Source organism: Vibrio penaeicida, from assembly GCF_030689305.1.
GTDB classification, from domain to species: Bacteria; Pseudomonadota; Gammaproteobacteria; order Enterobacterales; family Vibrionaceae; genus Vibrio; species Vibrio penaeicida_B.
Genome location: NZ_JAUYVM010000010.1, coordinates 157,079 through 174,980 on the forward strand (window position 1 = coordinate 157,079; position 17,902 = coordinate 174,980).

Genomic DNA, 17,902 nt, shown 5'->3' on the forward strand with positions numbered 1-17,902 from the left:
TCGATCTATCTTTTCTTATTTTTCATTGATAATTTTGTTACTTATTTGTGATCATGATCGTTGTGTCGAGCAAAAAATAGCCTAGATTATATAGTTAGTTTCCCCTGTAAACTAACTAGAGGATAAAACAATGAAGTTTAAGAAAGGAGTTAAAGCACTGGTCGCATTAACCGCGTTTACCGTCGCTTTACCTATCTCTGCAATTGCAGAAGAAACCCTAACCATATGGACATGGCGCAAACAGGAGCGTCCTCTATGGGAAGCTGTATCTAAGAATATGAAAGACATCAACGTTAAGGTTGAGGTCTTTAAAGGCGTGGATTACAACTCCCGTCTTCGTCTTGGTTTACAAAGTGATGGTGGCCCGGATTTATTCCAAGGCCGCCCTGGTGCTTCCTTTATTGATCAATACGCTAAGGCGGATGTGATTAAGCCAGTTAGTGGCGATGTGGATCTATCTGGAATTTCTCCAGCAACATTGGGTGCAGCGACAGGCTCGGATGGTAAGGTTTACGGTGTACCATTTGCCGTTCAAACTGTGCAAATCATCTATAACAAAGACATTTTTGATAAGCACAATATCAAGGAGCCTAAGTCACTTGCAGAATTTGAGCAAGTCATGAAAACGCTGAAAGCGGCAGGTGTTACACCGCTTGAAGTACCGGGACGAGCTGGTTGGGCTTTGGCCATGATGAGTGCAGGTCTTGAAGCGGGATTGTCTGGCGACGGTATGGCAAAAGTTGCAACACGTGATGAACCGTTTACCGCTAGCGGCTATCAAAAAGTTGTGGACACCTTCGCAACGTGGAAGCCGTACATTAACCCTTCAGCAGCAGCGCAAGACTACAATGGTATGCGTGCGAATGTGGCTTTAGGCGATTCAGCCATGATTATTGATGGCTTATGGTCAACATCTCCACTATCAACCATTGCTCAGACCAATCCAGATGCGAATTTGGGTCTTATGCCAGTCCCAGGGGCTGGAGGTAAAGTCTATGCTTTTGCTGATGGCGCGTATTTAGTTAATGCCAATAGTGCTAAGAAAGCTGCAGCAGACAAATTGTTAGCGTACACAGCAACTAAAGAGTTTGCGCAGTTGTTTGCCGATCACGTAGGTGAACTTTCTACTTATGCTTCTGGCATTCAGTATGAAGGAGCGCATCAGGCTGAAGCCGCGACTTTTGTATCTAACCAAGCGCAAGCGCACTTGACTTGGAAAGGTCCATTCAACGTTCAGTATGAAGAAGTTGTCGGTCCTGCGTTCCAGAAATTCTTAGCTGGTAAAGTTGACAGTAAAGGGTTGTCTGAAGAAATTGAAAAAGGCTTCAAAGCCAAAAATCTGTAATGGCCTTTCTGTCATAGCAAAAAGAAAAACGTAAAAACAAAAAGAAAGACGGCGACCTGAATATGCAGGTCGCCCATATACCCATACCGCTGGAGTCAGTATGACCGAGTTTTCCCGCCCCAAAGGATTGAGCTTCAAGCAGAAAGAAAAGATTCAGTACATGTTGCTACTGATTCCAGGCTGCTTGTTGTATGGGGTATTTAACCTTTTGCCCCTGTTCGGCACATTAGTGCTGTCCTTTTTTGATTGGCCAGGCATAGGACCGGCCACTTTTGTTGGATTTGATAATTTTACCAAGCTGTTAACTGATGACTACATGAGTACCCAGCTTTGGAATGCGTTTTACCAAACCGTATTGTTCTTCGCTATTTGTATCTCTGTGTTTCTTTTATTGGGAACGGCTTTTGCGCTGGTATTGAGTTGGAATACGGCAGGAAAATCTGGCTACAAACTTCTGTTCTTTATGCCTTATCCCTTGGCTGCTGTCGCTGTCGCCTTCTTAGGGCAACTCGTGGTAGACGTGCGTGGACCGCTGAACCAGTTATTAATGAATTGGGATTTGATTTCTGCACCTCTGATGTTTTTAGGAGATGAAAGTGCGGCGCTTCCAACCATTGCATTGTTCCAATCTTGGCAGAAGCTAGGGTTCTCAATCATGTTGATTCTCTCTGCGATTCTTGGCGTTCGCTCCGACTTGCTAGAAGCCGCAGTATTGGATGGTGCAAGTCGCTGGCAGTGCATTCGACATGTTGTGTTTCCTGTTTTGGCGCCTGCGTTTGTCCTTATTACGATTTTGACCATGGTTGATGTGTTCAATAACGCTGAGTATGTCTTGATTCTCATGGGACCTGATGCCGGACCTTATTACTCAACAGACATCATGGGTACATTCCAGTATCGAACCGCATTTGGAACCAGTGGTGGTTCGGGAACGGCTGATCTTGGTATGGCTGCCGCCATCGGCATGGTGATTTCTGTTTTGATATTACCAGCAACGATCTATTTGGCACTTAGAAACATGCGTAATCGATAGGGAAAGTCATGGAACGTATATTCAAACTCAAACCCTTAGAGCAGGTGGTCGTTCAGTTCTTATTGCTGACATGGGCTCTGATTGTCGCACTTCCTTTTGGCTTGGCTTTCATTAACTCGGTGAAAGGAAATCTAGGGCAGGTGATCCGCTCGCCATTTGGTATGCCACAAGAATGGCATTTTGAAAATTACCTCAGCGCTTGGGAGCAAGCGAATTTCAGCAGCTACTTTTTAAATTCATTGATCATCAGCCTCGGCACGGTTGTGCTTGCCGTTGCATTCAGCACCATGGTGGCGTTTGTACTTGCACGAGTACAATTTAAAGGCAATAGGCTGATTTTCATACTATTTATGCTGGGTGTTATTGTCCCTCTTCGCTTGGCTATGGCGCCGTTGTTTGTCGTAGTCCAGAGCTTGGATCTTTTAAACTCTTTACTCGGCATTATTTTGGTTCAAGCAGCAAGTATGATGCCCGTCGCGGTTTTCATACTCAGTACTTTCTTCAAAAATCTGTCGCCTGAAATAGAACAGGCAGCGCGGGTGGATGGCGCTTTGCCTTTCCAAATCTACTGGCGCATTGTGTTGCCATTGGTTAAGCCTGCGATTGCGACGGTAGCATTGCTGTCGTTTGTGAGTGCTTGGAATGAATACATCTTCCCTCTATTGTTCTTACAAGATAGGGACTTGTATCCGTTAACGCTTGGCTTACAAGAGTTTCAAAATGAATTTGCCATTCAGTGGCATATGATGTTCGCAGGTTTGATCATCATGATGGCACCTACACTTATCGCATTTTTGCTGGCATCCAAAGCCTTTATTCAAGGTCTGACTCAAGGTGGAATTAAGGAATAACCATGGCTCACGTAGTACTAAAAAACATCAAGAAATCTTATGGTAAAGTGGATGTTCTTAAAGGCATCGACCTTGAAATCAATGACAAAGAATTTGTGACTTTTGTTGGACCTTCAGGCTGTGGTAAATCGACCTTGCTTCGTATGATCTCGGGGTTAGAAGAACCGACTTCCGGCGAGATATTCATCGATGACAGGGACGTTACCGATGAAGCACCTGCGGATCGTGAAATTGCTATGGTGTTCCAATCCTATGCGCTGTATCCGCAAATGACGGTACGAGAGAATATGTCTTTTGCCCTCTCGATAGATAAACGCCCTAAGGAAGAGATCACCAAGAAAGTGAATCACGCAGGGAAGATGCTAAAGCTCGACCAATTGTTTGACCGCTTACCTAAAGAGCTATCGGGTGGTCAGCGTCAAAGGGTAGCGATTGGGCGTGCGATTGTGCGCAACCCTAAGTTATTTTTGTTTGATGAGCCTCTTTCTAACCTAGATGCTGAACTTAGGGTAGATATGCGGATTCAAATTGCCGAGCTGCACCGTACTCTGGCAACCAGCATGGTTTATGTGACTCACGATCAGGTCGAAGCAATGACGCTAGCCGACAAGATTGTGGTGCTTCGAGATGGCAGCGTAGAGCAAGTAGGGCCGCCGCTTGAGCTCTATTATCATCCTAAAAACCAGTTTGTTGCTGGGTTCATCGGTTCTCCGAAAATGAACTTCATCCCTGTTACTGTGCTGGAATCCAGTGAGACGCAAACGACAGTCAGCATTGCAGATCGTTATCGCCTGACTTTACCAAGAAATGGCGCTCATTTAGCATCTGGCGATAAAATCACCTTGGGTATTCGTCCTGAACATTTGGCTGTAAAAGAGGCGGTAGAAGAAGGGCGTTGTATTGTGCCAATGACGATTAATGTGGCTGAATATTTAGGTGCGGTTTCTTATGTTCATTGCTACTCAGGTGATATAGAAAAGCTGAGTTTGATGTTGGATGGTGAAGAGGCGGTATCGCATAAACTGGATAATGGGCAGATTCTGCATATCGAACTTAGAGAGCAGTATTGCCATCTTTTCGATATCGACCAGCAAGCACTGCCTTTGGTCAAATAGCCAGATTATTTGGAATTAAGCAAAAACAAAGCCGCTCATTGATAGCGGCTTTGTTGTTTTTTATTTCAAAGTGATAGCTTTACCAGTTTCTTTTAGCGCACGCTACTGGCTTAAAATCGCCTTCATGCGTTCAATCACTTCCGGTGAATTCACCACAGGTGAGCGTAACATCAGTAGTGCAAAGTTATCCGCCAAGATTTCTTCAGGGTGAATAATGTAGTTGGTGTTGGTGCCGACTTGTTCAAAAAAACCTGTTAGCTTGGCGCGATCAACGATCACGGGTTTATCGTCGTCGTATGTCCATTCACCGTTTTTATCTGCCACCACCAAAAATTTGAATTGCAGATAATTGAAGAACTCGCCGCCCTTTTTCAGATCGTATTTTTCAGAAATCGAATACAAGATTGGCATTGCCCATACTTGTTCGTTGTTCAATCCAACTTTAATGGCGTAGTCGTTTACGGGCGCATCAGGGTTGGTGATTTTTCTGCCTTCCAAGTCATCGGGAAATTCAATTTCTCCAACATGTTGAAATCCGATGCTTTGGTAAAGTTCGTCCTTTTTCGCAGAATTTAGGCGGGTATAGATATGAAAAATTTCATGAGCCATGATGCGCTTTAGCTCGATACCAAGTTCGAGCTTGTTGCGCTGCAAAATAATGGCTTTCCCACGGGTATACGCCGCTGTGCCTTCTTCTTTTCCCGTCGTTAAAATCATTTTGATTTCTTTTGGCAAATCCAAGGGGTATTTCGATAACTCCTTTTGTAAATTGGTGTAGACGTCTTGTACCTTGGCTTTGTCTTCCGCTGTCCAATCGAGCGTATTTGCTCGCACGAAACGGCGAAACTCCGGCTTAATGATGTGGTCTTCGGTTTTCATGCGCGCTTCCATATCAAACTGGCTAAGACGGTGCATGAATGCATCATTTTTTCCAAGTTCTTTTGCTGACTGTTTGGCGCTTAGAAATGTCAGTTCTGGTGTGGCTAGGCTGGAAAAGCTAACGCTGACCAGCGCGGTGATAAGTAGGGCTTTCAATGTTTTCAAAAATTACCTCCAACAGCTTTGGTTTTAAAATCTTTTGATTATTGCCATTGTGAGGATACGGAGACGACTTCACAGTAAATTACTGGAAGTGGTAAAAAGAAATGCGATCAATATAAAATCAAGTGCATATTAAGCTTTGATAGAAACTTAATATGCACAGGTTAGATTACTGAAGGTAAGCTGATTGGTTGGCAGAATCCACTTCTTTTAAGAAGAGATTCAGCAATTCTTCTCCTTTCTTGCCATGCGTCTCTTTAATGTATGCTTTGATGGTTGGTTGAGTAACATCACGCATTTTTTGGCGTTGTTCATCGGTTAAAGAGTTCACTTTCATTTTTTTCTTCAGACCTTCCAAACCACGATCTTCTGATGCTTCTATTAGTCGAGACAATCCTCGGTTAGCACTTAATGCAATTTGCACTGCATCGCGCACGATTTTTTGTTCATTGGCAGACAAGCCATCAAAGAAATCGCGATTGATCATAAAGGTGTACGGTGCGAATAGGTGATTCGTTAAGGTCAGGTACTTTTGTACTTCATTGAATTTTGCAAATGACACGGTTGGAATGGGGTTCATTTGCCCATCTATTACGCCAGTTTGTAAAGAGGAATACACTTCTCCCCAAGAAAGAGGGTAGGCTTGCGCCCCTAAAGATTGAATGATTTTTTGGTGAGTCGGCAACGTCATTGTTCGAATGCGCAACCCTTTAAAATCATCCAAAGAGGTCAAGGCGCGCTTCGAGTTGGTGACAGAGAAGAAGCCGCCTGTATCTGGAAAACCAAGTACTCGTACATCCTTTATTTCTGATTCAATATCGGACGCAAGTGCTTTACCAAAAGGACCATCAAGCACGTCATACGTTGCGGCATTGTTGTTAAAAGCAAATGGCACATCCAAAACACCAATACGTGGATAATACCCTGCAAGTGCACCAACGGATGAGAGTGTTCCTTGAAGCTGCCCATCCTTAACCATTTGTATGTGCTCCTTCGCGCTACCCAATTGGTTGCTCGGGAATACTTGAACTTTTATTTCGCCATTTGATGCGGTTTCGACAATGTTTTTAAACACTCCCGTAAAAGCGTGCGCTGGGTTTTCCATAATGTCAGCTTTATTATCGTGACCAATTCGTAACACCTTGGTAGCCATGGCGTAAGGTGCAGCAACCATACTGACGGCCAGCGTTGCAGCAAGGAAAGTTTTCGACAAATTTTTCATCATTACTCCTTTAATGTGTTGTTTTTGTAGCAGGTTGTTTTTGTTTCGGGTTGTTCGTGTAGCGGATCAATACCCAAGTAGCCTTGGTATAAACAGAACCAAGTCTGGGAAGTAAGCGATAGTGAACAGCAATAGAAGCTGTCCAATTAAGAAAGGCATAAGCTCTTTGGCTATTCCCTCAATACGAGCACCGGTAACGGAAGAAAGCACGAATAGACATGCCCCTATTGGCGGTGTCATCAGCGATATATTGAGAGCCAACACAAACACGATGCCAGCATGAAGAGGATGCATCCCTATTTCCGCGGTGAGCGGCACCAAAATAGGTGCGAGGATGATCAACATAACGTTAATATCCATCAGCATTCCCACCACCAAAAGCAAGCTGATGATCAAGAACAGGATGATGTGAGGGTTATCAGACAGCGAGATAAAGAAATCGGCAATCATCTGAGGGATTTGATTGAAACTCAGCCACCAACCAAGGATGGATGCCGACCCAATGATCAGGTAAATCACCGCTGAAATCTGCGCAGTGCGGATCACCATTTGAAACAGTGCAGGAAGCGTCAGATTTCGATAGACAAAGAAACCGATGATCATCGCATAAGCCACGGCTATGGATGCCGCTTCCGTTGGCGTGACAATACCAAATACAATGCCCCCCAAAATGATAAGTGGCATAAGCAGCGCTAGAGAAGACTGTCTAAAGTGAACAAGCACTTCCTTTAGCGATGCTTTCTCGCTCATTTTAGGTAAATTTTTGCGTTTTCCCATGGCGGCAATAATGGCCATGCAGACTAAACACACCAATAATCCCGGCAATATGCCTGTAGCAAACAAACCTCCAATGGAAACCCCCATAAGTGATCCATACACCACCATTAAACCGGAAGGGGGAATCGTTGGACCGATGATGGAACCTGCAGCGGTAACCGCGCAGGCATACGACCGGCTATAACCTTGTTTTTCCATAGCAGGTACAAGAGTTCGACCAAATGCCGCGGCATCGGCAGTGGCACTCCCTGTGATGCCAGAAAAGAAAACCGATGCAACCATATTGGAGTGAGCAAGCCCACCACGAAAATGTCCAACAAGGGCTTCTGCCAAATACACCAGTCGATTTGTGATACCCGTGAAATTCATGATTTCACCAGCAAGAATGAAAAATGGCATCGCAAGGAAAGGGAAAATGTTTAAGCCGTTAAAAATCTTGCTTGGCGCCAAGGAAGCAAAGTGTGCACCGCCAACATCAAACATTCCCGTGATACCCGCAACACCAAGAGCGATGGCAATGGGAGCACCAAGTAACATCAATAAGAGAAACAGCCCACCAATTAACATGCTTCTTCCTCCTGAGTGGATGTGCCATTCGGCGTATTGTCAGAACCTAAGCAATCTTCTAACCACACGAGTAACGCTTGGAACCCGGAGAGGAAAAAGGTTACGGGGACCGCAGCATAGGCGTAGGACATGGGGAGAGAGAAAACAGTTGAGAGTTGATTGGCTCCTTTCATAGCAAAGAAGTAGCCGAGATAAGCGATATAGAAAAAGAATGCGCAGGTTAAAAGCCCCAATACTCGATGAATAAGAATTCTCACATGTTCCGGAAATCGACGAACCACAAATTCCAAGCCCATATGTTCTCGCCCTGCAGTACAGCAAGGAACTGCCATTAAGATTGCCCAAATCATGATGTAACGTGCCAGCTCTTCAACCCACACCAATTGCCATTGGAAAACGTAGCGATCAAGTACCCCGATCCACACGTCCAATATGAGCAATAGGGTAAGAATACCTACAGCGAATTGGTTGGCTTTATTGAGCTTATGTTTGATGCTTGAAATGACAGACTTCTGCATGACGACTCCTTTCGATCTGCAAGTAGAGTTCTTGATTTGCTCGAAAGTTAATGTAGCGACGATGATTGTTTATAACTGATAAAAAGATCACATTTATGATAGTTTCTAACATTGATGATTGTTATTACTTAAATATTTGAAAATAAATGATTTATAATCAATTTCTTGATCTGTGGTGTTGAAACTATCATGTTGTAATTCGTTGTTTTTTGGTTGATAAATAACGACGGGTTGCCATGATTTCAAAAAAGTAACAGAGCATACATTAAGTTTGATTATTTGATTTACATCACAAGTTAAAAATTGACGAGTTTGTAGAGGGTATTTTTAATTTATTAATTATTATGAATAAAATTGGATTTGGCGTGTGATTTCTGCTTTTTTGAAATGTAACAATTCTGATGGTCCGAGTAAGGCTATTTAGTGACCTAGCGCTCATTGAGCATCGGTAGAGTATGGCAAGATGTTCAATTCTGTTAGAAAATATCTAACTAATAAAATGTTAGGATCAACGATCCTGATCAATCAATAAAAGTGAGAACGTTACGTGTCTGTGGATATCGATATTCTTTCTAAAATCAGCGAACGTTATTCCAGCTTACGAGACGCTGAAAAGAAAGTCGCCAATTACATTGCTGATGATCTATCGTCGGCGGCGAATGCCAGTATTACCGAGATGGCACAACAAGCCAACGTGAGTGAAGCGACCATTACACGGTTTGCCAAAGCCGTCGAATGTCGTAATGTGCGCGATTTGAAAATTAAACTGGCGCAGTCTTTAGCTGTGGGGCAACGTTTTATTGATGAACCTATTGATCAGACTGGTATGCAAGGTGTTTATGAATCCATAAAGCATACAATGGATATGAACCGCAAAGTGATCAATGAAGAGGATATCCGCCAATGTGCTGAGTGGATCCATGGAGCCCGTCAGACATTAGCAATAGGGATGGGGGGCGGTTCTACTATGGTCGCACAAGAGTTCCAACATCGGCTGTTTCGTCTTGGATATCCTGTGACGGCATACAATGATGGGTTGCTCGCGAGGATGGTTGCCGCGACTGCGGATAGTAATGATCTGTTGATAGTGATGTCGGTGACAGGGTATACACCAGCGATTATTGAGGTGGCTGAGACCGCCAAGCAATATGGAGTGAAGGTTATTGGGATCACGAGCAGTGGAAGCCCACTCGCGAAAGTCTGCGATATCGTTCTGCCTATTGTGACGCAAGAAACCGACTTTATATACAAACCCTCAGCTTCTCGCTACGCCATGTTAGCGCTGGTGGATGTGCTTTCTATGGAGTTAGCCGTCAGCCATAAACGTCGTTCTCGTGATCGCCTTCGTCGATTAAAAGTTGCGTTGGATTCGCATCGCGGTGGTGGTGATAGGCAGCCTTTGGGCGATTAGACTCGTATTTCTTTCTATTCGAAACCAAAAAGAGGTCGCTCATAGCGACCCCTTTCAAAAGTAATGTCGTTCGTTGACAGTATTACTTTTTCTTTTTAACACCTGATTTTTTCTTTTCTGCTTTTTTTGCCACTTTCTTTTTGTTCTTCTTCTTAAAAGTCGGCTTTTTATGCTGAGGCCTCAAGCCTTCAACAAAGCGTTCTTTGATGTCTTCTTTTGTATAGCGAGCAACGCGATCTAACATTGGTTGGTCGTGTGCTTCAACAATAGAGAGCGCATTTCCTTTTTTACCAGCACGAGCGGTTCGCCCAATACGGTGAAGGTATACGTCAGCAGTTCGCGGCATGTCGAAGTTAATAACATGAGAAACATCGGGTAAATCGATACCGCGGGCCGCAACGTCAGTGGCTAGAAGCACATTAACTTCACCGTCACGGAAACGGCGAATTGCATTGTTGCGACGATCTTGTGGCATTTCACCTTGGATCCAAGCGCAATTTATCTGCGCGCTTTCTAAGTGCGCACGTAACTCGGCAAGGCGATCACGTGTTTTAAGAAAGACAATGGAGCGCTCTGCTTGCTCAGTGATGATGTGCTTAAGGAGAGCTAATTTGTGCTCCATGGTATCGGCACGGTGATACCACTGAGTAATTTTTTTGCGCTCACGACGTGAAGGTTCGGCATCCAGTTCTGCAGGCTCTTTGAGTAGATCGGCAGTAAAACCTTCAACTCCACGCCCCTCTAAGGTCGCGGAAAACAGCATGGATTGTTTACGCCAGCGACACTCTGAAGACAAACGATCAACGGTCGGGCCAAAACCCATGTCCAGCATGCGGTCGGCTTCATCCAATACCAACCATTCAATAGCACGACAGTCAAAACGTTCCGCTTCAATGTATTCCATTAAACGACCTGGTGTCGCAACAACAATATCTTGAGTAGTGGAAAGGATGTCGGCATGTTCTTGGTACTGAACGCCACCCGTGATGGTGAAGATCTTTAAATTCGTATTTTTCGCCAATGCTCTCGCTTGATCCGCAACCTGCATTGCCAATTCGCGAGTAGGAGTCAGGATCAAAATTCGCGCTGGGCCGGCTTTACGACGCGGAAAGTCTTGTAGGTATTGCAGCGCAGGAATGACAAATGCGGCTGTTTTACCTGTACCAGTAGGCGCAGAAGCTAAAATATCGCGACCGTCTAGTGCTTGTGGAATGGCTTCAGCCTGAATTTGAGTTGGGCGTTCATACCCCATCTCTTCAATGGCCTCCAGCAAATTTGGATCTAAATCGAGTTCAGCAAAAGTTCTGATCACAGTGGGTCTCCACAAGCGTGCGAATAAATATTTGGGCGCGAATTATATACTCATCGGCGTTTAGATAAAATGTATTTTCTGATGAGCTTTTTACATCTTCAAATAAAAGTCCTGAGTTAGCGCAACAAAATCAGGGCTGTATTGACCATTTTGATTGATGATCAACGTTGAATGCATCGTCTTGCAAGGCAGCTTAGCCAAACTCAACATAAGCCGGGTGGGGGCTTTGCGTTCTGTGGTTTGAATATCGCAGCGAGAATGCAAATACCATCCTGATTTCAAAGCAAGGTCGATGAACGCTTCTCCTTCAACTGACGGCAAGATAAAACTTGCGTTGCCATGAGTGGCGAGCAAGGAGTGGCATTTGTTCAGTAAGCTTTCATGATCCAGAGTATTCGTATGACGAGCATCAGCCCTAGAGCGATCGTCCGCTTGTTGTCCATTATTGAAATAGGGAGGGTTACAGATGATCGCATCAAACTGGTGTGAAAAGGTGTGATTGAGTACGTCATCATGGATGAGCGTTAAACGTGAGTGCCAAGGGCTTTCACTGAAGTTATATGCAGCGGCTTTGGATGCATTTTCTTCAAGCTCGATAGCGACAATTTCTAGGCGGCTTGCAGAGCGCTGTGCGCACATTAGAGAAAGCAAGCCAGTGCCAGTACCGATGTCCAATATACATCCATTTTTCGGAAGCGCTGTCCATGCCCCAAGCATGACGCCATCAGTGCTCACTGGCATACCGCTGTGACCACCGGAAATAGAGAATTGTTTGAACTGAAAATCTTTGGTTTTGGTACGCATACTTTGCTTTTCACTTAACGGGTTAACGCGATTAAGAGGTGTATCAAAAAGGGATTATATTAAATTCTTGTTAATAGAAGGATAATTAATTTTAATGGTTATATGGTCTGATTAATTAAGAATTAATAGTGTTTATATCTGCAAAAAGATATGAAAGTCGAATTATTATTGTGTTTTTTATCACACTCTTGTTTCTGACCTCTCTTTTGTTCATTATTCGCCCCTTATTTATAGAATAAAATTTCATAATATTTGCAAACACAAGATTATTATAAGGGTTTTCAGTGAGTCAGAAACTAAAATCAACTGATGTGATCGCTTTGGGTTTCATGCTCTTTGCGTTCTTTTTAGGAGCGGGTAACATTATTTTCCCTCCTCTAGCGGGTCAATTGGCCGGCGAAAACTTAATTCCAGCGATGTCTGGATTCCTGTTTACTGCGGTAGGTCTACCTTTGATCACCATTATTGCTATTGCAGTTTCTGGTGGGTCTTGGGAACACTTGTCCAAGCATTTACCTAAACAAGCAGCAACACTCATTGTGGTGCTTATCTTTATCATCATTGGCCCTGCATTTGCAGCCCCACGTACCGGTTTGGTTGCTTATGAGATGGCAGTGAAGCCATTTTTTGCTGATGCACAACAGCTTCATCTAACGACTTTCTCTGTATTGTTTTTTGCCGTAGCGATGTTTTTCGCTTGGTCTCAAGGCAAACTGATCGATACGATCGGAAAAGTACTGACGCCTGTTCTGTTTATTGGTCTGATTACACTTGCAGTGTCCGTATTTGTTGATCCTCAAGGTGTACAGTCTGCTGCTCAAGGTGACTATGTGAGTCAGCCGTTGATCACGGGTTTCCTTGAAGGCTACAACACCATGGATACGTTTGGCGCGTTGATGTTCGGAATTCTGATTGTCGATGCACTTCGTAGTAAGGGGATTACTGAATCGCGTCCAACAACGAAGTATTTGATCAGCGCGGCGGTGATTGCTGCTGTCGGTTTGGCGTTTGTTTACGTCTCTTTATTCTATTTAGGATCGACCAGCGGTACCGTTGCTGCGGGTTCTGATAACGGTGGTGTTATCTTGAGCTTGTATGTTCAAGCTCTGTTTGGTGCATCAGGTCAAACGGTGCTATCGGTTATCGTATTATTGGCGTGTTTGACGACAGCGATTGGCTTGATTTCAGCCTGTTCAGATTACTTTAGTTCGGTTACTTCAGTGAGCTACAAGGCGTGGGTTGTGATCATTGGCATTGCATGTGCTGTCGTGGCTAACGTAGGTTTGAGCCAACTGATTGCACTGTCGGTTCCTGTATTGTTTGCACTCTATCCTGTCGCCATAGCATTGGTGGCACTTGCGTTTGTTCGTAACCGTCTGCCAAACCCAGAAGTGGCGTATCGCATTGTGGTCTTGGTTGCGTTTGTATTCGCATTGTTGGATGCAGCAAAAGTGGCGGGTATCAATGTGAATGCGTTTAATATGTTGCCGCTGTTTGAAGTGGGAATGGCGTGGTTGATGCCGACGTTTGTAGCCATTATCTGCATGTTCTTTATTGGAACATCTCGTAAGTCACTGACGGAAGAAACTGCGTAAATTATCGTTGGATTGTTCGTTAAAATGATAAGGGGCTGATATTCATCAGCCCCTTTTTGGTTCGTTGCCTGATCGATAAGTATGGAGTCTCGGTTTACACAAAGTTTGGGATTAGGATACCGAAAGCCTTATAACGCGTCGTGGTATTCCACTAGGATCTGTTCACACCACGCTTCAATTCGAGCATCACTCAGTTCGTATTGGGAATCTTCATCCAAAGCCAAACCTACAAAATGTGACTTGTCCTCTGTCAATGCTTTCGATGCTTCGAACTCATAGCCTTCATTTTTCCAGTAACCGATGAACTGAGCGCCTGTTTTTTTTAATTCATCATGAAGAAGTCCCATCGCATCGAGAAACCACTCGCCATAACCTTCTTGATCGCCTAAGCCGAATAACGCGACGTGTTTGCCTTTTAGCGACACGCCATCGATGTGCTCCCATACAGCACTCCAATCCTCTTGAATTTCACCGAAATCCCACGTGGAAATTCCAAGCACTAACAGATCATAGTCGTTCATTAATGATAGTGGTGTGTCTTTTACATTAAATATATCCACTAAGTCTTCACCAATGATGGCGCGAATCTTCTCTGCTGCCATTTCAGTGTAAAAAGTTGTAGAGCCGTAAAAAAGTCCGATTTTCATGATCTGTGATTGTTGATTGTAGAGATGGCAGATTCTAACGGGAAATGAGAAGGAATTGCAGGATTTATACTTATTGAGAGGAATTTAATAGTATTATTTTCGCGTGTCACATAGTCTGTGACTGATATAAGTAGAAAGAGAGATAAGAATGACGCAAGTAAGTCATCCCGATAGCTATTTGATAGAGCAGTTTTTAGATGCAATGTGGATGGAAAGAGGGCTATCCGAGAACACGCTCGCTTCCTACCGAAACGATCTTTTTAAATTATTGAATTGGATGGCTGAATCTAATTTCCGTTTGGATTTTATCAGCGTTTCAGGGTTACAAGCTTACCAAGCTTGGTTAATGGATCAAGGCTTTAAGCAAACCTCTCGAGCGAGAATGCTTTCGGCTATACGCCGTTTGTTTCAATATCTTCACCGAGAGAAAGTGAGGGCAGATGACCCAAGCGCGTTGTTAGTTAGCCCTAAATTGCCACAACGTCTCCCGAAAGACTTGAGTGAAGAGCAGGTTGAAGCGTTACTCAACGCACCAGACCCAAATGACCCGATAGAATTACGCGACAAAGCCATGCTTGAGCTCTTGTATGCGACTGGGTTACGAGTGACTGAACTGGTGAGCCTGACGATGGAAAATGTCAGCTTACGTCAGGGTGTCGTTCGTGTAATGGGTAAGGGTGGAAAAGAGCGATTAGTTCCAATGGGAGAAAATGCCATCGATTGGATTGAAACCTTTTTAGAGCAAGGACGTCCAAGCATATTAGGCGACAAATCGTCTGACGTTGTGTTCCCGAGTAAACGTGCACGACAGATGACAAGGCAAACCTTTTGGCATCGAATAAAGTTTTACGCAGCGCTGGCAGATATTGACTCTGACGCATTATCACCACACGTACTTCGCCATGCTTTTGCAACGCATTTACTGAATTACGGTGCAGATTTGAGAGTGGTGCAAATGTTGTTAGGACATAGTGACTTATCAACCACGCAAATTTATACTCATGTCGCAACCGAGCGACTGAAACAGATTCACGAACAACACCACCCAAGGGCGTAGTTCGTATATGACTATTTTTTTAAGGTGAAATCATGCAATTTTTGCGCAAACTTGGTGTAGTAGCAGCTGGCGCGCTGGCTTCTTTTTCTCTTTTCGCGGCCGATGCAGATGTCAGCACCATTACAGAGCGATTCGGTAAATTGGGCTTGGCAGTAAGCAGCGTAACAGACAGCGACATCGCGGGTCTTTACGAAGTAGAAACCAATCAAGGGCTATTTTTGTCTACACAGAAAGGCGACTACTTTATCCAAGGTAAAATTTACGCTCTAGACGACAAAGGCAACTTTACCGATGTAATTGCTAAGCGTTATGCCGACAAAATTGGCGATTTCTCTTCTAGCTGGATCGAATACAAAGCCAAAGAAGAGAAACACGTTGTAACCGTATTTACCGATATTGATTGCGGTTACTGCCTGAAATTGCACCGTCAGATGCAAGAGTACAACGAGAAAGGGATTACGGTTCGTTACATGGCGTACCCTAGAGCAGGCGTACAAAGCCAAGTCGGTCAGCAGATGTCACAAATCTGGTGTTCTGTCGATCAGAAAGCGGCTATGGATGAGATGAAACTTCAGCGCAGCTTCAGCCAAAAAGTCAGAGAAAAGGAAGAGTGTTTAAGCACCATCGCCGCGCATCGTGATTTAGGCTCTAAAATGGGTGTCCGTGGCACACCTGCAATCGTGACTAGCAACGGCAGTGTGATTGGTGGTTACTTATCACCAGATGACCTTACTGCTCAGCTAGAAAGACTGAACTAATACTAAACGTATGCCTGAGGGAAACCTCAGGCAAACGTATTCTCTCTGATTGAAATTCAAATATATGATCGAAATTCAAAGACGCCCTCAAGATACACCTCACTCTCTTCCCGATTCAATTTCGCCTCTGCTTCAGCGAATTTACGCAGCACGAGGAGTTCAATCACTTACTCAGCTTGATACCACAGCGAAAGCTTTACACTCCTATCAGTTGCTGGGTGGAATTTCGCAAGCCGTTGAACTGTTGTTTGAATCAATTCAGCAGAAAAAACGGATTATTGTCGTTGGCGATTTTGATGCCGATGGCGCGACCAGCTCTGCCTTATCTGTGTTGGCGTTGAGAATGCTAGGCAGCCATAACGTTGATTATCTGGTTCCTAACCGGTTTGAAGATGGATACGGGCTAAGCCCCGAAGTGGTTGATCAAGCGATTGAACTTGGCGTAGAAGTGATCATGACTGTGGATAATGGTGTTTCGTCAATTGATGGCGTTCGTTATGCCAAAGAAAAAGGGATCACAGTCATTGTTACCGATCACCATTTGCCGGGTCATGAATTACCAAATGCTGATGCCATAGTGAACCCTAATCTTGAAAGCTGCGAATTCCCATCAAAATCGTTGGCAGGTGTGGGTGTCGCATTTTATATGATGATGGCGCTGTGCGTGCACATGCGAAAGATCAATTGGTTTGCCTCACAAGGTATGCAAGAACCAAAGTTGATGGAACTTATTGATTTGGTTGCGTTGGGTACCGTTGCAGATGTGGTTCCTCTGGATGAAAATAACCGAATTTTGGTTCACCAAGGGTTACAGCGTATTCGTGCTGGTAAAGCACGCCCTGGCATTCAAGCGTTGATTGAAGTGGCGAAGCGTGATGCGCGACGTTTAGTTGCGTCCGATTTTGGCTTTGCGTTAGGTCCTCGAATTAACGCAGCAGGTCGGCTTGATGACATGTCATTCGGTGTCGAGCTATTGATGAGTAACAATATCCATGCGGCAAGACGCATGGCCAGTGAACTCGACGGCTTGAATCAAACTCGAAAAGAGATTGAAGAGGGCATGAAGCAAGAAGCCATGGCATTTTGTGAGCGGCTGCAGTTTGGTGAAAATGCAGAACTGCCTTACGGTTTGGTTTTGTTTCAACGAGACTGGCACCAAGGTGTGATTGGCATTTTGGCGTCGCGTATTAAAGAAAAGTTTCATCGTCCAGTCATCGCGTTTGCCGATGGTGGCGAAGGAAATATTAAAGGCTCTTGTCGCTCCATTCCTGGGCTACATATGCGTGATACGCTGGATAAAATCGATACTCAAAACCCGGGATTGATCGCCAAGTTTGGTGGGCATGCCATGGCGGCAGGTCTGACAATTAAAGAATCTGATTTTGAAAAGTTCAGTCAGTTATTTGATGAAGCCGTTCGTAATGACTTAGATGAAGCCTCTCTAAAGGGTATTTTGTTATCGGATGGCGAATTACAGCCGGAAGAGTTTTCCATGCACGTTGCGGAAACATTGCGCTCGGCAGGGCCATGGGGACAAGCCTTTCCAGAGCCCTTGTTTGATGGTGAATTCAAAGTGATGCACCAAAAGCTAGTGGGAGAAAAACATTTAAAGTTGATGTTAGAGCCCTTACACAAAGGGCACCCGACCAACATTATGATTGATGGTATTGCCTTTAACGTGGATTTACGTCGATGGCCAGATGCGTCAGTAAAAACGGTACGTTTGGCGTACAAGCTTGATATTAATGAGTTCCGTGGCAACCAGTCACTTCAATTGATGATCGACCATATCGACGCTAAGTAACCTGAACTAGGGATAACAGATTGCTTTCTAATGGCTCTTTTTACT

General features: G+C 44.3%; 16 protein-coding genes. 9 read left to right on the top strand and 7 right to left on the bottom strand.

What is annotated here, in order from left to right:
- The first annotated feature begins 130 nt into the window (after window positions 1-130).
- From Q8W40_RS17020 to Q8W40_RS17035, 4 genes are all read left to right on the top strand, one after another.
- A complete protein-coding gene (locus Q8W40_RS17020; RefSeq protein ID WP_305398902.1) occupies window positions 131-1,345 on the top strand; it encodes an ABC transporter substrate-binding protein in 1,215 nt (404 codons plus the stop codon).
- Between the two features lie 100 nt (window positions 1,346-1,445).
- Window positions 1,446-2,378, top strand: a complete 933-nt coding sequence (locus Q8W40_RS17025) for a carbohydrate ABC transporter permease (protein ID WP_126607315.1) — start codon at window positions 1,446-1,448, stop codon at window positions 2,376-2,378.
- A gap of 8 nt (window positions 2,379-2,386) precedes the next feature.
- Window positions 2,387-3,229 carry a carbohydrate ABC transporter permease gene (locus Q8W40_RS17030; RefSeq protein ID WP_101112364.1) on the top strand — a complete coding sequence of 281 codons (843 nt, stop codon included), beginning with the start codon at window positions 2,387-2,389 and terminating at the stop codon, window positions 3,227-3,229.
- Window positions 3,230-3,231: 2 nt separating this feature from the next.
- Window positions 3,232-4,344 carry an ABC transporter ATP-binding protein gene (locus Q8W40_RS17035; protein WP_305398903.1) on the top strand — a complete coding sequence of 371 codons (1,113 nt, stop codon included), beginning with the start codon at window positions 3,232-3,234 and terminating at the stop codon, window positions 4,342-4,344.
- 102 nt (window positions 4,345-4,446) lie between these two features.
- Here Q8W40_RS17035 and Q8W40_RS17040 read toward each other — a convergent pair whose 3' ends face one another.
- From Q8W40_RS17040 to Q8W40_RS17055, 4 genes are all read right to left on the bottom strand, one after another.
- Window positions 4,447-5,388, bottom strand: coding sequence for a hypothetical protein (locus tag Q8W40_RS17040; RefSeq protein WP_305398904.1), 942 nt, complete (start codon window positions 5,386-5,388; stop codon window positions 4,447-4,449).
- A 166-nt stretch (window positions 5,389-5,554) separates the two neighbouring features.
- The gene (locus Q8W40_RS17045; protein ID WP_126607320.1) at window positions 5,555-6,607 is read right to left on the bottom strand and encodes a TRAP transporter substrate-binding protein; all 1,053 of its coding nucleotides are present in this window, start codon (window positions 6,605-6,607) and stop codon (window positions 5,555-5,557) included.
- Between the two features lie 66 nt (window positions 6,608-6,673).
- The gene (locus tag Q8W40_RS17050) at window positions 6,674-7,951 is read right to left on the bottom strand and encodes a TRAP transporter large permease (protein WP_305398905.1); all 1,278 of its coding nucleotides are present in this window, start codon (window positions 7,949-7,951) and stop codon (window positions 6,674-6,676) included.
- Window positions 7,945-8,469 (bottom strand): TRAP transporter small permease, encoded by a 525-nt coding sequence (locus Q8W40_RS17055; protein WP_305398907.1) that lies wholly within the window; start codon window positions 8,467-8,469, stop codon window positions 7,945-7,947. Before Q8W40_RS17055 ends, Q8W40_RS17050 begins: the two co-directional genes overlap by 7 nt.
- Before the next feature lie 547 nt (window positions 8,470-9,016).
- On the opposite strand from Q8W40_RS17055, the gene Q8W40_RS17060 reads away from it, so the two are divergent.
- Window positions 9,017-9,880 (top strand): MurR/RpiR family transcriptional regulator, encoded by an 864-nt coding sequence (locus tag Q8W40_RS17060; RefSeq protein WP_126607512.1) that lies wholly within the window; start codon window positions 9,017-9,019, stop codon window positions 9,878-9,880.
- Between the two features lie 82 nt (window positions 9,881-9,962).
- Here Q8W40_RS17060 and srmB read toward each other — a convergent pair whose 3' ends face one another.
- Window positions 9,963-11,192, bottom strand: coding sequence for an ATP-dependent RNA helicase SrmB (srmB, locus tag Q8W40_RS17065; RefSeq protein WP_305398910.1), 1,230 nt, complete (start codon window positions 11,190-11,192; stop codon window positions 9,963-9,965).
- Between the two features lie 90 nt (window positions 11,193-11,282).
- Entirely contained in the window at window positions 11,283-11,996 is a 714-nt protein-coding gene (locus Q8W40_RS17070; protein ID WP_305398912.1) for a tRNA1(Val) (adenine(37)-N6)-methyltransferase, read from the bottom strand.
- A 284-nt stretch (window positions 11,997-12,280) separates the two neighbouring features.
- Here Q8W40_RS17070 and brnQ point away from each other — a divergent pair, with 284 nt between their 5' ends.
- Window positions 12,281-13,591, top strand: coding sequence for a branched-chain amino acid transport system II carrier protein (gene brnQ / locus Q8W40_RS17075; protein WP_305398913.1), 1,311 nt, complete (start codon window positions 12,281-12,283; stop codon window positions 13,589-13,591).
- Window positions 13,592-13,719: 128 nt separating this feature from the next.
- Here brnQ and fldB read toward each other — a convergent pair whose 3' ends face one another.
- Complete coding sequence (fldB, locus tag Q8W40_RS17080; RefSeq protein ID WP_101112354.1) at window positions 13,720-14,238, bottom strand: flavodoxin FldB; 519 nt, start codon at window positions 14,236-14,238, stop codon at window positions 13,720-13,722.
- 148 nt (window positions 14,239-14,386) lie between these two features.
- Here fldB and xerD point away from each other — a divergent pair, with 148 nt between their 5' ends.
- The 3 genes from xerD (at window position 14,387) to recJ (ending at window position 17,857) form a co-directional block, all read left to right on the top strand.
- Window positions 14,387-15,295: a site-specific tyrosine recombinase XerD gene (xerD, locus tag Q8W40_RS17085; RefSeq protein ID WP_305398915.1), complete on the top strand. Its 909-nt coding sequence runs from the start codon at window positions 14,387-14,389 to the stop codon at window positions 15,293-15,295.
- A 32-nt stretch (window positions 15,296-15,327) separates the two neighbouring features.
- Window positions 15,328-16,053, top strand: a complete 726-nt coding sequence (locus Q8W40_RS17090) for a thioredoxin fold domain-containing protein (RefSeq protein WP_101112352.1) — start codon at window positions 15,328-15,330, stop codon at window positions 16,051-16,053.
- A gap of 64 nt (window positions 16,054-16,117) precedes the next feature.
- Window positions 16,118-17,857, top strand: a complete 1,740-nt coding sequence (recJ, locus tag Q8W40_RS17095) for a single-stranded-DNA-specific exonuclease RecJ (RefSeq protein ID WP_305398919.1) — start codon at window positions 16,118-16,120, stop codon at window positions 17,855-17,857.
- Window positions 17,858-17,902: the final 45 nt, after the last annotated feature.

Coding starts and splice junctions, on each gene's coding strand:
- Q8W40_RS17020 (WP_305398902.1), top strand. CDS start 131: ATGAAGTTTAAGAAAGGAGTTAAAGCACTGGTCGCATTAACCGCGTTT.
- Q8W40_RS17025 (WP_126607315.1), top strand. CDS start 1,446: ATGACCGAGTTTTCCCGCCCCAAAGGATTGAGCTTCAAGCAGAAAGAA.
- Q8W40_RS17030 (WP_101112364.1), top strand. CDS start 2,387: ATGGAACGTATATTCAAACTCAAACCCTTAGAGCAGGTGGTCGTTCAG.
- Q8W40_RS17035 (WP_305398903.1), top strand. CDS start 3,232: ATGGCTCACGTAGTACTAAAAAACATCAAGAAATCTTATGGTAAAGTG.
- Q8W40_RS17045 (WP_126607320.1), bottom strand. CDS start 6,607: ATGAAAAATTTGTCGAAAACTTTCCTTGCTGCAACGCTGGCCGTCAGT.
- Q8W40_RS17050 (WP_305398905.1), bottom strand. CDS start 7,951: ATGTTAATTGGTGGGCTGTTTCTCTTATTGATGTTACTTGGTGCTCCC.
- Q8W40_RS17055 (WP_305398907.1), bottom strand. CDS start 8,469: ATGCAGAAGTCTGTCATTTCAAGCATCAAACATAAGCTCAATAAAGCC.
- Q8W40_RS17070 (WP_305398912.1), bottom strand. CDS start 11,996: ATGCGTACCAAAACCAAAGATTTTCAGTTCAAACAATTCTCTATTTCC.
- fldB (WP_101112354.1), bottom strand. CDS start 14,238: ATGAAAATCGGACTTTTTTACGGCTCTACAACTTTTTACACTGAAATG.
- xerD (WP_305398915.1), top strand. CDS start 14,387: ATGACGCAAGTAAGTCATCCCGATAGCTATTTGATAGAGCAGTTTTTA.
- Q8W40_RS17090 (WP_101112352.1), top strand. CDS start 15,328: ATGCAATTTTTGCGCAAACTTGGTGTAGTAGCAGCTGGCGCGCTGGCT.
- recJ (WP_305398919.1), top strand. CDS start 16,118: ATGATCGAAATTCAAAGACGCCCTCAAGATACACCTCACTCTCTTCCC.